15 protein-coding genes are annotated in these 14,980 nt (G+C 25.5%); 5 read left to right on the top strand and 10 right to left on the bottom strand.

From position 1 onward, the window contains the following. Window positions 1-4 precede the first annotated feature (4 nt). The 8 genes from rlmB to XO12_RS08445 form a co-directional block, all read right to left on the bottom strand. Window positions 5-724 (bottom strand): 23S rRNA (guanosine(2251)-2'-O)-methyltransferase RlmB, encoded by a 720-nt coding sequence (gene rlmB, locus XO12_RS08480; protein WP_047265882.1) that lies wholly within the window; start codon window positions 722-724, stop codon window positions 5-7. Then, entirely contained in the window at window positions 724-1,146 is a 423-nt protein-coding gene (locus tag XO12_RS08475; protein WP_047265883.1) for a Mini-ribonuclease 3, read from the bottom strand. Before XO12_RS08475 ends, rlmB begins: the two co-directional genes overlap by 1 nt. Window positions 1,147-1,162: 16 nt before the next feature. Continuing rightward, a complete protein-coding gene (locus tag XO12_RS08470; protein ID WP_175420121.1) occupies window positions 1,163-1,810 on the bottom strand; it encodes a response regulator transcription factor in 648 nt (215 codons plus the stop codon). A gap of 2 nt (window positions 1,811-1,812) precedes the next feature. After that, on the bottom strand, window positions 1,813-3,342 hold the full coding sequence (locus tag XO12_RS08465) for an ATP-binding protein (RefSeq protein ID WP_175420120.1): 1,530 nt from the start codon (window positions 3,340-3,342) through the stop codon (window positions 1,813-1,815). Window positions 3,343-3,371: 29 nt separating this feature from the next. Continuing rightward, a complete protein-coding gene (locus XO12_RS08460) occupies window positions 3,372-3,752 on the bottom strand; it encodes a DUF1987 domain-containing protein (protein ID WP_047265885.1) in 381 nt (126 codons plus the stop codon). A gap of 15 nt (window positions 3,753-3,767) precedes the next feature. Beyond that, window positions 3,768-4,313, bottom strand: a complete 546-nt coding sequence (locus tag XO12_RS08455) for a SiaB family protein kinase (protein ID WP_047265886.1) — start codon at window positions 4,311-4,313, stop codon at window positions 3,768-3,770. Next, window positions 4,291-4,938, bottom strand: coding sequence for a GGDEF domain-containing protein (locus XO12_RS08450; protein ID WP_175420119.1), 648 nt, complete (start codon window positions 4,936-4,938; stop codon window positions 4,291-4,293). Before XO12_RS08450 ends, XO12_RS08455 begins: the two co-directional genes overlap by 23 nt. 92 nt (window positions 4,939-5,030) lie before the next feature. Then, entirely contained in the window at window positions 5,031-6,725 is a 1,695-nt protein-coding gene (locus tag XO12_RS08445; protein WP_047265888.1) for a cache domain-containing protein, read from the bottom strand. A gap of 129 nt (window positions 6,726-6,854) precedes the next feature. On the opposite strand from XO12_RS08445, the gene XO12_RS08440 reads away from it, so the two are divergent. The 5 genes from XO12_RS08440 (at window position 6,855) to XO12_RS08415 (ending at window position 13,816) form a co-directional block, all read left to right on the top strand. Continuing rightward, window positions 6,855-7,787: an enolase C-terminal domain-like protein gene (locus tag XO12_RS08440; protein WP_175420118.1), complete on the top strand. Its 933-nt coding sequence runs from the start codon at window positions 6,855-6,857 to the stop codon at window positions 7,785-7,787. 2,143 nt (window positions 7,788-9,930) lie between these two features. After that, complete coding sequence (locus XO12_RS08430; protein WP_175420116.1) at window positions 9,931-10,656, top strand: hypothetical protein; 726 nt, start codon at window positions 9,931-9,933, stop codon at window positions 10,654-10,656. Continuing rightward, window positions 10,653-12,035: a hypothetical protein gene (locus tag XO12_RS08425; protein ID WP_175420115.1), complete on the top strand. Its 1,383-nt coding sequence runs from the start codon at window positions 10,653-10,655 to the stop codon at window positions 12,033-12,035. The genes XO12_RS08430 and XO12_RS08425 overlap by 4 nt, the downstream gene beginning before the upstream one ends. 12 nt (window positions 12,036-12,047) lie before the next feature. Continuing rightward, window positions 12,048-13,286, top strand: a complete 1,239-nt coding sequence (locus tag XO12_RS08420) for an isoamylase early set domain-containing protein (RefSeq protein WP_175420114.1) — start codon at window positions 12,048-12,050, stop codon at window positions 13,284-13,286. A 248-nt stretch (window positions 13,287-13,534) separates the two neighbouring features. Further along, a complete protein-coding gene (locus XO12_RS08415; protein ID WP_175420113.1) occupies window positions 13,535-13,816 on the top strand; it encodes a hypothetical protein in 282 nt (93 codons plus the stop codon). Window positions 13,817-13,989: 173 nt separating this feature from the next. Here the strand turns inward: XO12_RS08415 and XO12_RS08410 are convergent, their stop codons facing one another. Together XO12_RS08410 and XO12_RS08405 are read right to left on the bottom strand one after the other, a co-directional pair. Next, on the bottom strand, window positions 13,990-14,166 hold the full coding sequence (locus tag XO12_RS08410) for a hypothetical protein (RefSeq protein WP_156166148.1): 177 nt from the start codon (window positions 14,164-14,166) through the stop codon (window positions 13,990-13,992). Window positions 14,167-14,402: 236 nt separating this feature from the next. Then, window positions 14,403-14,980 (bottom strand): PD-(D/E)XK nuclease domain-containing protein (locus XO12_RS08405; RefSeq protein ID WP_175420112.1); only part of this gene is annotated, 578 nt, incomplete at its 5' end.

Below are 14,980 nucleotides of genomic sequence, written 5' to 3'. Positions count from 1 at the left end.
AAAATCACCTGCTTTTCTGTCTGAAAATTTCAAATAATATAATACCTGCACTAACAGATACATTTAATGAATCAACATTGTTTGCCATTGGAATAGAAATTAAAGCATCACATTTTGATTTAATCTTTTCTCTAATACCACTTCCTTCATTTCCCATAACAATAGCAACATTTCCAGTTAAATTTGTTTCATAGTATATATTATGACTCATGTCAGCACCATATACCCAAAACCCGTGTTTTTTAATAGTCTCAATAAATCTTGAAATATTAGTTACTTTTAAAATAGGAATTCTAAAAGCCAACCCTACTGAAACTTTAATAACAGTTGAGGTTACTTCAACGGAGTTATCCTTAGGAATAACTATTAAATCAGCATCAGCAGCGAGAGAAGATCTAATAATGGCGCCGAAATTATGAGGATCCTGAATTTGATCCAAGATTACAATTGTAGCGTTTTCTCTTAAATTATTCAGAATAGTTTCATCAACATATTTAAATTCTTTTCCAATATCTATTACAACACCTTGATGTTTTGAAACATTAACCATTTTTTGTAGAACATTATCAGGTGCAAAAGAGAATGAATATTTATGTTTTTTGGTCAATTCAATTAATTCTTTAAATGTTTTATCTGTTTTTTTACTATCGGTAAAATAAATATTTTTTACAGGATAATGCGCATTTATAATTTCTTTTAATACATTTCTGCCATATACATACATTATTTTCTCTCCCCTAATACGTTTTTAGAACTTTCTAAAATTTCATTTAATCTTGTATAATCTTTTTTTAAAAACAGATATCCAACAACAGTTTCAAATGCAGTTGCTTTTCTATATTCTAAATCATTTCCACGCTTTTTAGCGCCTTTTGAATTAAGTCCTCTTTTATATATATTTTTTTCTTCTTCGTTGAAAGAATTTAAAATATTATCAACTATTTTAGCTTGTGCTTTTGCACTAACATAATTTTTACTTTCATTATGTAACTTACCTGCTTTTTTTCTACCAGTATCTATAATATAATTTATAAAATATAAATTAATTACAGCATCTCCAATATATGCAAAGGTGTCTACAGGCACCTCTCTTAAATCTTTAATCTTACTTTCGAATAACTTACCTAAATTATTAAATTCACTCATTTTGTGCTCCCTTCAACTATTTTTCAATTTCTACAATTCCACCATGATTTCTAATTTTTATTATAATATCATTTAATGATTTCTCTATTTTTCCTACGCTTTCATCTTCATCAAAATAGCTAAATACAATTTTTAAAGGTTTAATTATTAATAATCCATCTACAACTTTATTAATTTTTTCTATGGTTTTGCCATTTAATGGTTTTTTTATATAAATTGTTAGAGTACTATTAAAATTTTTTACGTCCAAAATATTTTCTTCTTCTCTTTTATACAATCTCCTAATTTTAGAAATTTTGCTTTGAGATATTTGAATTTTCTCGAAAGCTTTCTTTAATTTTTCTTTATCTACTGGTTTAATTATAAAATAATCAGCTCCATAATTCAATGCTTTAAATATTTCTGTTTTTTTATTAGAAACGCTTATAACAATTATTTTTAAATTAGGGTATGTTTTTTTTAAAAGTTTTATAGCGTTTATTCCATCGGTATTTTTTAAGTACAAATCTAGGGTTATAATATCTGGTTTTAGTTTTTGGCATTTGTTGACAATACCGAATATATCATCAAATTCTCCAACAATTTCATGTCCTAATTCTTTTAAATACTTTTTTAAAACATTTCTAATATTTATATTATCTTCAATAATCAATATTTTTGACATAGTTACCTCCTGGGAATTGCGATGTTAAAAGTTGTACCTTTATTTGGTTCGGAATAAACGGAAATTTTACCTTTTAAAATTTCAACTTCATTTTTTACGGAATATAACCCAATTCCTTTACCAGCGTATATATTTGATTCATATTTTGATGTATAGCCATATTCGAATATTTTATCTATATTTTTAATTCCTTTTCCATCATCTGATATTATAATATGAATAATATTTTCTTTCTCATATACTTTACATTTAATATTACCACCTGGTGTTTTATTTAAAATAAGTCTTTCCTCTGGTCTTTCTATGCCATGTATGACAATATTTCTAAATATATGAATTAATGACTTTATAAAGTCATAATAATTTTCAATATCTATAAACAAGTTAGAATCGATTTCAAACGAATTAATCTTTTTTTCAAATTTCTCTGCTAATTCAAAGGTATACTTTTTATATACATCTAACACATCTTTTATATCTTTGAAATAAAGTTTTTTTATTTCTACCAATATTAATTGAGAATATTTTTCTGGTAAAATATTTTCAATATATTTTTCCAAATTTATTATTTTATTTTTATCTATCCAGATCATTTCGTTTTTTAGAAAATCTTTTCCTAAAACACTATTGATAAAATTCAATTCTTCATTTAGAAAAGTTTTTAGCTTTCTGTCTTTTATAAAGGTTATTACTTTATTTTTATCTTCTATGTTTGATTTTTTTAATAAATCTAATTCGTTTTCAAGTTTATCTAATTTTTTTCCGGTTTTTATAAAGTGCCATTGCAGAAACAACCCTTTATAAGTATGTATATTTTTATAAAAATTCATAATAAAATCTTGAATTGAATATACAGATATATCATTATATACCTGTTTTGTAACATATCTAATATAATCCTCTATATTCTTTTTTATAATATCTCTATTCATTACAACATTTAATAACATTTTCGTATTATTTTTTTCATTTTCTATTTTTTCTTCTAATTCTTTTTTTTCCGTAATGTCTTGTATTATGCACATAACCCTTTTTACAGAGTCTAAATAAATAATCTTATATTTTACTTTTAATATTTTATTATTTATCTTAACTTCACTTGGCAATAATTCTAAATATACATCATCCTTTTCATCATTTTCAAAAATATGTGATAATATTTTTTTTTCAATTTCATAATCTGTATTATATAATAATTCTAAAATATTTCTTTTTGAAATATCTTCTGTTTCAAAAATATTTAAACATTCCTTGCTATATTCATTATGAATCAAGAAATCTTTTCCAAACATTAAAAATCCTTCATCCGAATTATCCAATAATAATCTTAATCTTTTTTTCATTTCTATTAAAATCATATGATTAATATCGCTTATCTTAGAAATCTTTTTTGTTTGACTCAATAAGTGCTCATAATCTTTGATCAAACATTCATATTTATCAATTAAATTCTCCACAGAAAAACTATTATTTTTTAAAAAATTTTTATGATTTTCTAATTTCTTATATTCATTTGAAAAGATGCTGTCCATTAAAACACCTCTTTGGGAGAATAATCTCACTATTTTTTTATTAGTGTAAAGGGTATGGTTAAATCTTCCATGAAATTTTCCGCTATTTCATAAGAAAATTCATTATCTTCATCATAATACCAATTAATTTTCACATTTTTATTCTTGTTATAAGCTTCTTCTAAAATATCTAATATAAACATAATTGATTTTGTGCTACTGGTATTTAAATAACTAATATCAAAATTAAAAATAACTTCTGTTTCAGTATCTAAATTATTTATATAATTTTCTAACCATTCAAATATAGGATTATAAAAATCAAAGGAATTTTCTGGATATGATTCACCTTTAATAGATAAGATGTTTTTTTCAGGATCAAATATTATTTCTGGTGTAGATTTAGTTGGTTTAATAATTAATTTTTCCATTTTAATACCTCCTATTTAAACCGTTATTATTAGAATAAAATAATAATAATTATTATCTAGTTTAATAAAATCATATTCAAATTTATTTGAAGCCCTTTTAGCCATTTCAAGAAATCCCAAGCCAGCGCCGCCGGTTTTGCTTTTAAAATTTTCTCTTAATCGTTTTTTATATAATAACTTAATTTCATCTTTACTTAAAGAATTTATCTCATCTATACGCTCTTTAAGATTTTGTATATCCTCTTTTTTTACTATATTTCCAGAACTGATAAAATAGTTTTGTTCGTTTTTTCCAATTAATATTATTGATTCTAAAAATACATGATTGATTTCTTTTTTAGATAAAATTCGTTCATAGTTTTTAATGTTTTGACTTTGTTCAATAAATACAGAAAAAATATTGTTAGAAGATGTGTTATGATTTTTATCATTTTTTATATATTCCCTCAATGCTCTTCCAATTTCTTCTATTATACCTTGAGAAAATGGCCCTATAAAACTCATAATAATATTATTTTTTCGAATTTGATCTTTAATTTCAAGAATGTTTTTCGGATTCAAAAAACTCCCCCCTTTGATAGAAAAATATTTTATTTCTTCCAGAATTTTTTGAATTATATAATGCAGTATCAGCTATATTTATTGTTTCGTCGATGTTTTCTCCATTATAAACAGTTAATCCAATACTTGCGGTTATGTTTTTTAAATTTTTATCTAATAAAATAATTTTTTTTAGTTTATGAGCCACTTTTATAGCAGATTTTAAGTTAGTATTAGGCAAGATTATTAAAAATTCGTCTCCTCCCCATCTGAAAACAAAGTCGATTTTTCTCAAATTTTTTCTTAATATGTTTGAAAATTCCATTAAAATTTTATCACCTATATTATGACCAAAAGTATCATTAATTTCTTTAAAATTATCTAAATCCATCATAATTAAAGAAAATTTTCTTCCTTCTCTTTTATACAAATCAATTTGATAGTTAATAATTTCATCAAATTTTAATCTGTTATACAATCCAGTTAATTTATCCTTTTCAGATAAATTTTTTAAATAAATATTTTTTCTTTCCAACTTCTTCTTTAACTCAAAAAGATAGTTATCTTGAATATCTGCAATACTAATTAATTTATAATATTCATCAAGAATCTTTTTATATTCTTCTAACAAAAATTTATAAGCCATTTTTAAAGAATCATAAGAAGGATTTTTCTTTAAAGTATTCTCAGCCTTTTTTATAATTTCAAATTCTTTTTTTAAATAAATAATATCACCACCTATAATTTGAAACCTATAACAGTAATGTCATCTCTTTGTTCTTCATTTTTCATATAATTTTTCAGAAATTTTTCAATTTCTTCTTTCTGTTTATCCATCGGCTCTTTATAAATGTTATTTAATAAATTAACAAAATTTTTTCTGCCTAACCTTTTTCCTTCGGGATTATTTTGATCTTCATATCCATCAGAAGTTATATAAAAATTCGTGTTACTTTCAATTTCAATAATATGTTCACTAAAGATATAATCAGTTTTAGACCTTTTATATCCAATACCCTTATTATCTCCTTTTACTCTTATGGTTTTATTATCTTTTGTATAATACAAAGATATACCAGCACCACTATATGTTAATTTGTTATTCGAAATATAACAAAGTCCTATTTCCATTCCATCATCATATCTATAATCATTATTATAAGAGTTAATAGCATTTTTAAATAAAATATTTAATTTTTGAAGTATATCTGAAGGACTAACTAAATTTGTATCGTCTATAATTCTGTTTAATATAGAATTTGCAGTCATTGTCATCAAAGCTCCAGGCACCCCATGACCAGTACAATCAACTACTGCAATATAGAATGAACCATCATTTCTTTCTTTATACCAATAAAAATCGCCACCTACAATATTTGAAGGTTTCCATAGTATAAAAAAATCTTTGAATTTGTTTTTTAGAATTTTTTCAGATGGTAATATAGAATTTTGAATATTTTTAGCATATAAAATGCTGTCCATAATTCTTTTGTTTTTTTGTTCTAATTCTTTTGTTCTTTCTTCAACCAACTTTTTTAACCTGAAATTAGATATTAATATACTTTGTAATATAACAAAAGATAAAAGTAAAGAAATAGATATAATTGAATAAGAAATTACGCCTTTATATATAGGTGACATGACTTCAGCTTTCTCTACCATAGTAACAATATACCATCCAGAGGAATTTAATTTAGTATAAGCTATGTAATAGCTCTTATTATTAATATTATCTTTTATAATTCCTTTTGATCCGACGAAATGAATATATTCAAATTTTTTGTTTATATTTTCTATATTTTTGTGTAGAATTATAGTTCCTTTGTCATTAATAACAAAAGTTTGTCCTGTTTTGTAACTTAATTCGGAGTTTATTAAGTTTACAAAATCACTAAGAGAGCAATCTATAGATAAGACACCAACTACTTCATTTTTCTCGTTAATTAAAGCTTTTCCTGTAGAGATTAACCATATTTTTGTTTTATATTCTTTATAAGGTGTTCCGATATATACACTTTTAGGATTTTTAATACCTTCAATATACCATGGTCTAATTGTTGGATCATATTCTTCAGGTACTTCCCAATCGTTAATAACTAATTTTTTGTTTTTATAACCAGTATAAATGTAAGCGATATTTTTATTTGAATTCTTGTAATTTTTCAATATTTCTAAAACTTTCTCCTCGCTTTTTTTAGAAAATCCAGCATTGATAAAATCTTTATCTTTTGCAAATGTTTCTGCAAAATGAATTAATTCTGTAAAATAATCATCGATGAATGTAGCAACAACAGAATTCTCACTTTTAATATAGTCTTGCGCTTTGCTTAAATTTATATTATAATAGTTAATAGAAAAAAACAATCCCATCCCTATTATCAATAACATAGATATAAATAATAATGGGAAAATGATTTTATGCCTGTTTGTCATAATATTAACCCCCATATCTCATATATTTATTTTAATATTATATATTTATTATATCAGAAAAAAGTATAAATACTTAAATATTTTTTTAATTACTATAAATTATAAATACTTAAAATCAGGAGGAATATCATGAATAGAAAAAGAGATGTATATTATTGGCAGGAAAGAAGTATATTAAAATATTTAAAGAAAGAATGGATAGAACATGCGGTTTTCAAAATAAATTCAAGTGGAATAATTGGTATAGGTGCTGGAACGCCAAATTCTGATTTTGGTGAAACATACAAAACAACAATGGCTATAATTGAGAAGATGAGAAAATTAACCGAAGAATGGGAAGATTTGAACAATTATGCAGACTTTGAAAAAGTAATGAGTAATATAGTTAAATTTGATATGTCATCAAAAACAGCCGTTGAAATTGCTATTGCTGATTATATCCTAAATTCTAAAAATTTAGATTTGTCAAAAATACTTTTTTCAAAAAAAGATTTAAACGAAGAGATGAAAAAATTATATGTTTATAATGATATGGGATATGCCATTTATGATGAATTAATAGATGCATTAATAATTAAAATTGAATTCATTGAAAAAATATCTTTAGAAGAATTAGAGATATTAAAAGCAAATATTGATAAATACAAAATATGGATAGATTTTAAAGGTATGTTTAACCACTACGAAGTAAAAAAAATACTTGATGTATTTAAAGGCCTTGACGTAGTAGCAATAGAACAACCATTACCTGTCGGGAGTGAATTTGCAGTAAAAGACTTTTTGGCGAAATACTCCGTTTTTTGGGATGAATCCTTTAAAACACTTCAAGATATAATAAGATTAAAAAATATTTCTACAGGATTAGTATTTGAAATTACAAAATTTGGTGGATTATTAAAAACTTCTGAGTATTTGAAAGTTGCTGAAAGTTTAGGTTTGGAAACGATGATTTCGTCAAGAATAGAACATCCTATTACATTAAATTGGGCGAATAAAATTAAAAAATCTTTCAATTATATAGACCTTGATTTTAATCATTATATAGAAAAAACTTCTAAGTAAGGGATCCAAAGGATTCCTTATTTTTTTTAAGAATTTTGCTGTTAATATTAAATAATTATAAATAATATAATAAAATTATATATAATAACTTTTTTTCGCATTTCTTGCTTAAAAGTAAAGTTGTATAATATAGTTGCAATATAAATATAACAGAAAATTCTAAAAAGCAGGAGGGGGAAGTTATGAAAAAGATTTTTATTTTTTTTAGCATTGTTGTATTATTATCTTTATTTTTAGTAGGATGTTTCCCAAAACCGGAAGAACCAACGAAATTAGAAGATGGTTATTATCTTTATTTTTCTAATAGTGAAGATGGATTTAAATTTGATTTAATTCCTGACTGGAAATTTTCACAGCAAAACGATGGAACATATAAATTAGAAATTGCTGGATCAGATTTAATAGATAATGTTCCAGCACCAACTAATAATGAAAAAGTATGGTGGTGGAAAGTTGTTCAAATAACTGGGGATAGTTCAATTGCATATGGTGGATTTGGAGAGTTTGATCCGAGTGTTCCAATAGATCCAAATGTTGTTAAAAATATGGATAAGGTAATATTCTATTTTGATCCATCGGCAGACACAACAACTGATCATAAAACAATAGCAGGAGTAATGGGAGATAATACAAAAGATGCTTCTCCAATATATTTTGTTGGAATTCCAACAGGGTGGAACTTTGTTGAAATGACAGATGGAAGTTATACAACAGAAAAATCTACAAAAACAATTTTTGGACCTGGAAATCCGCTTGAATTCAAAATTGGTGTAGGAGTTAATAATTGGGACAATGGACCATTTATATTTAGTGAAAATCATTACTATGGAACGGGTGGAAATACTTTAGCATTTACCTCTGGAAATTATACAATGGGAGCGAGAATAAAATTTGATCCACATTTTTCAAAATTAATTGTTGAACCTTTAGACGAAATTAAATCAATCTCCGAAGTTGTTAATGATATAGATGTAAATGGAACACATGATGCTTCCTCTATTGGTATTGTGAACTATAAATATAGCACATATGTATTTATTCAAGATGAGACAAAAGGAATTGAAATATACAAGCCTGCTAATATTGCTAATTTGAATATAGGTGATTTAGTATATGTTGAAGGATCGGTAAGTCATTTCATAAATTCAATTAATAATGTATATAAATATAATTTAAACGATACAGCTTCTGTAACTGTTTTGAAATCAAATGTAGAAATAATCCCCGTAGACATAAGCGGGGTTGAAATAGCTGACAATTGGGATTATTATGGAAAATTAGTAAAATTTGAAGGTGTATGTAAAAATATAGATGATGGATATAATAATGCTACTTTTGAATCAAATGGTGCAACAATTGTTGTAAAAAATTATACGACAACAGAATTCAGTACTGATATAACTTATAATATTACTGGAGTTGTAATGTATAATTATGATCAATTAAAAGTTGTTCCGAGAGATGAAAATGATATAGCAGCACCTGGACAAATAATTATAGATGGGGATTTATCAGATTGGACAGATTATGCAACAAAGACAGTTCTTGATGAGGCTACAGATGATAGCAAATGGGGATCAGACAATGACGTAAATTGGATAGGTGTTGCAAATGATGATAAATACTTATATATAGGAGCAAAATATAAAGCTTCAAGCAATGGTTTTATTATATATTTTTCTGTAGATGGTGCTACTGGTGGAGCAACAGACATGAATTTCGGAAGTTGGCCACGAGCAATTCAAACTCAAGATGGAACACCAATTCATGGTTTTGTAGCCGCTTGGGAACATGGAGATCCGCAACTGTGGATTGTCGAAGGGACAGAAACAAAAACAGATATATCTGGAAAAATAGATCAAAAAATTAATGCTGATCCGGTTATGGAAGTTAAAATTAAATTATCTGATTTTGGTTTGACTAAAGGAGACAAATTTAAATTTGTTGGAACAATAGTAGGAGGAGATGGTTCTTCGTCACCAGATACAATTCCAAATAATCCTTATCCTGAAAATTGGGATTGGAATGTACCTTTAACAATTATTAATATGGTAGAATATACAATACAATAGAATATTTCATGATTAATATCCCCACCTCAAATTTGGGGTGGGTTTTTTTAAAGTAAATGGAGGTGATGTTTTTGAAAAAAGTATTGATACTGTTATTTTTTTCTGTTTTTTTATTTTCAGGTTGTTTAATGAAAGTTCTTGATTTATCTGTTCCTGAAGGTATATATGTAGGATACGACGGGAATAATTGGTTACAAACAGATGATAAAACATTGATAGAAAATAGTAAATTTACATACGATGAAAATTTGAAATTATATAAAGCAACTATCGATGCATCAAATATAATATTTAATGAAATTGATAATAATGGAAATAAGTTTAATATTGGATATTATAAGGTATATTATGTAAAAAGTGACGGTAATATTGTTTCAGATTCTATTCCAATATTAAAATCAGCAGTAACTCAAAATCAGATTACAGTATATCTAAATCTGGATAAATTAGAAGCGGGAAAAGCCGTAGGAGTAGGAGATGATACAAAATTAAATATGAACTGGTACGCAGCAGGTACTTTTAACAATTGGACTCCAAAACAAATGAATAATATGGGTGATTACTTTGAAATAACTATTAATTCTTCATATAACAAAGGAGATAATATAGAATATAAAATTCCTGTTTCGACAACTTGGATGCCATGGCAAATGATATATAATGGTGAAGTATATTCTGATTCATCTCAAAATCAAAAATATACTTTTAAAAATAATGTGACAGGATTTAAGATTAAATTTTATTCTCTAATTAGTTATGTGGAAATTGAAGAAATTAAGGTTGGTGATTCTCAATGAAAAAAATAATAGTATTAATTTTTTTACTATTAGCAATAATGGGACTATCAAATACACAAATCAATGGAAATTTTGAAACTTCATGGACATACACCATGGAATCATCTCCCGCACAGTTTTATGAAAATGGGTTAAAATTAGATTTGTATATTAAACCGGACGGTTCGGATTTTTCCGGTAGTTTAAATTTGAATAAAGGTGATGATGATAAATATTATATTACAGATGGTGAATTTGATTTTAAATTCGGGAGTAACTTATTTAAAACGTTATGGAAGAAAAAAAGTGTTAATACAACTGATTGGATAAATGCGTTTAATAATGAAAAAATAGGGGCGGTCGATGGATTAGTATTAAAATATGATCTTCCAATAGGAAACACAGAAAATTTTTTATTTAAAAAAGATGGAGGATCATCATCATTTTTTATTTCACATATTAGAGGAATTCCTTTAGGAAACTTTTATTATAGCTTTATTTACTCGAAAGAATATTACACAAAATATAATTATATAAACTGGAGGTTTTATGATTACAATTTAAATTTAGGTAAAACACAATTTTTTGGTGAATTTGGTTATTCATATGATAAAGATAAGTTTTATTTAGAAGATAATTATCTTCTTTTTTGGGGTAATAGAGTAAATTTAGGTAGAATTAGTAATGCAATATTTCTAAAATATTTAGCACCGGCTTTTAATAAAACATATCTGCCGGATAGTTTTTATAATAATATTAGAAATGAGTTAACCTTAAACAAAGTAGGGATTAATTTTGATTTTGATTATTATTTTAAAAATAACAAGATTTCTGTTGAAAATTTTTCTCTAAGTCAATTAAAAGGTTATTTTAATTATAATAACTATAATTATCTTTACATAGGAATACCTGTTGTGAATGATAAATATAATTTAAACGATCTGGAATGGACAATAAACTTACCATTTGATTTACCACTATTTGGTAAGTTGAATTTATCTGTATATAAAAAAGGAATAGAAGATGATTGGACTAATATCAAGAAATATGGTGATTTCTCATTTTCTTCAAATTTAAAAGGGAATTTATTAGGTTATTATTATGATATATCCTATATTTTTGGGAATAGAGATGTAAATATAGAAAATTCAACAGTATACGGTGGAGGTTTTTCCGAGGTGTTATATGGGACATTATCAAAATCATTTGGGAATTTAAATCTATTTGGAAAAGGCATGTATATATATGGAGTAATAGAGAGATATAAAACTATGTATTTAGAAGCAAAATATACAGGCTTTTCTAATATGGAATTATTATTAGGGATTGGTGATGGAAATTTCGGTGCGTCAAAAGAGTTTAAAAAACAATTATCTTTAACAGTTAAAACAGGCTTTTAGGAGGTGTGTTTAATGAAAAAAGTATTATTAACAGCATTTTTAATTATATTATCAATAGTGTCTTTTTCTAAGGTATATGTGTATAAAGGTGTTGTAGTTTTTGAGTATAAGGATTTAACAGCTTCTTCTGTATATTTAGCTGGTAGTTTCAATAATTGGGATTCTACAGCATTGCAAATGAAAAAAATAAAAGGTGGTATATGGAGGATAACATTGAAACTTTCACCAGGTGACTATCAATATAAATTTGTAATAAATGGAACTGATTGGAAAGAAGATCCAGAAGCTCCAGACTATGCACCAGATGGGTTTGGTGGGAAAAATGGTGCATTTTCATTAGTTTTAGAAAATGGCGAGTTAAAAATAAAAAAAGCAACTAAACAAGAATCTGGTATTATAAGTGGATCATATGTCTTCGATTTAAAATCAAAGATAGATACCGACACATATTCATTGAAAACGCCAACTTTAAGTCATGTTTTTAATTTAAAAATAAATCCTGAAAAATCAGGTATGAAATTTGAAACTAATTTGATCGCAGATAACAGTTCGTGGCAATTTAGATTAGAGTCATTAAAAGTAAGATGGGAGAATAATAGATTTGTTTTTGGATTATTCAATAATTCATCAGCTAATACTTTATGGAAATTTTATGAAACCAATATTGAATATAATAAAACAGGATTTTATGGTGGTATTAAATTAAGAGTAGCTGATGTTGTTGTTGATATTTATTCTGAAAATAATGAATTAAAGTATTTCACTACTGCAAAGGTAGGTTTTGAAAATACATATATTTATTTAGGATATTTACCTGCAACTGATGAAACTACAATGAATTTATATATAAGAGCGGAAACTTTGAATGTTGGTATTGAAGGTAAATATTCAGATTCTTTGGAATATTTAAAAGCAGATTTTATTAATGATAATTTATATATCGAAGGTATTTATACTCTTGTAAATAAGAATATAGAGTTTTATTCAAAGATAACATCACTTTTAGAAATAAGCGGAAATTATAATATATCTGAAAATACATATTTTTTAATAGGTGGCCTAAATTTACCAATTTTAGAAAATATAAATATTTTAACAGATATGTATTATGATAATTCAAATAATTTAGGTTATAAAATTGGAGTCGAATTTATTAATAGTAATGTTCTTGCAGAACTTAAAATAGGGCATGATTTTGATATGGATTTTGAAAATTATTATTTATTCATATCTGCAAAAGCAGAATTTTAATTAATATAATAATAATAAAATGAGGCGAAAGCCTCATTTTATTTATGGTATAATAATCATAACATATAATTGATTAGAAAAATTTTTTTTGAACACAAACGGAGGAGAATTTATGAATAGAAAAAGAGACGTATATTATTGGCAGGAAAGAAGTATATTAAAATATTTAAAGAAAGAATGGATAGAACATGCCGTTTTTAAAATTGATTCAAATACCTGTCGGGAGTGAATTTGCAGTAAAAGACCTTTTGACGAAATATCCTGTTTTTTGGGATGAATCCTTTAAAACACTTCAGGATATAATAAGATTAAAAGATATTTCTACAGGATTGGTATTTGAAATTACAAAATTTGGGGGATTATTAAAAACTTCTGAGTATTTAAAAGTTGCTGAAAGTTTGGGTTTGGAAACAATGATATCATCAAGAATAGAACATCCAATAACATTAGATTGGGCGAAAAAGATAAAAAAATCATTTAATTATATAGATCTTAATTATGAACATTATATAGAAAAAACTTCTAAATAAATATAATTTTATATAAAAATAAACATATATTTTATAAAAACAGATTTTGAAAGTCCATCAAAGGTAAAATAATAAAAATGCTGGAAATTCCGGCATTTTTATCAATATTGATGCATGTTAATAAATTCAACGAGTATTTCTTTCTCCTGAAATATTTCTTGGAGATATTTTTATTAATCTTTTTTCATGACAGGTAATTTTTCAAAATATACAAAAATAGAAACTACATTCATAACCATAACTTCGGGTATTGGTTTAAATAATTTTGATTTTATAAAAATTTTTTGAGCTATTGCTCTGATACGCTGGGCTATTTGTTTAAATTTTTGTTTTCTATAAAATATTAGCATGTCTAAAAAGTCTAAAATGAAATGAAGGCTCGAAGATTGCCCTTACACGCTACCGCGGGTATAGGATAAAAGATTTTTATTATATAATTATAAATCTTTTCCCCTTAGATTTTTTATCCAAAAAAATCTAAGGGTGAATGGAAGCCGTCAAAATTACATGGATGTAATGCCGCGAAACAATACACGATGTATTGTTTGAGCGACTTTACTTTTTGGACATCGTAAATTTTATGATATCACTTTCTTATTTTTTGTCCAAATTTTGTAAGGGGTGAATACGCATATGATTTCTTGTATTTTTCTATTTGTTCTTTTGCCTGTTTTATTTTCATTTTTAATTTTTCTTCTGTGTATTCTTTTTGTTTTATGTATTTTACTTCTATTATCGCTTCATATGGCACTTCTTCATATCTTTTGAACATTGCTATGTCTATATACCCATTTTCTACTGGATATTCCATTTTTACCATTGCATATGGCGTTAATACTAAATAACTATACATTATTGCTTTTATGTATTTTTCATCTAATCCCATGAATATTCTGTTGTCCATTTTGTTCAGTAGGCTTTCTATTTCTTTTGCAAATGGTTCTATTTCTCCGTCTTCTAATATCGTTATTATTGCATTTTCTATTTCATCTGTGTCTATATATTCTGTTAGCCTTTCTTCTATGTATTCTGTGAAATATTCTGAGAATATTTTTTTCATTGAATAATTTGGTATTTTTAAATATGTCCTTAATCCTTCTTTTTCAAATGTCATAAACCCAAGATAGAATAATAATGATTTTATATCTTTTATTTCTATCCTAC

Source organism: Marinitoga sp. 1154 (genome assembly GCF_013363285.1).
Classification (GTDB): domain Bacteria; phylum Thermotogota; class Thermotogae; order Petrotogales; family Petrotogaceae; genus Marinitoga.
The sequence above is the reverse complement of the archived record's forward strand: the minus strand, read 5'-3'. Positions and strand labels throughout refer to the sequence as shown.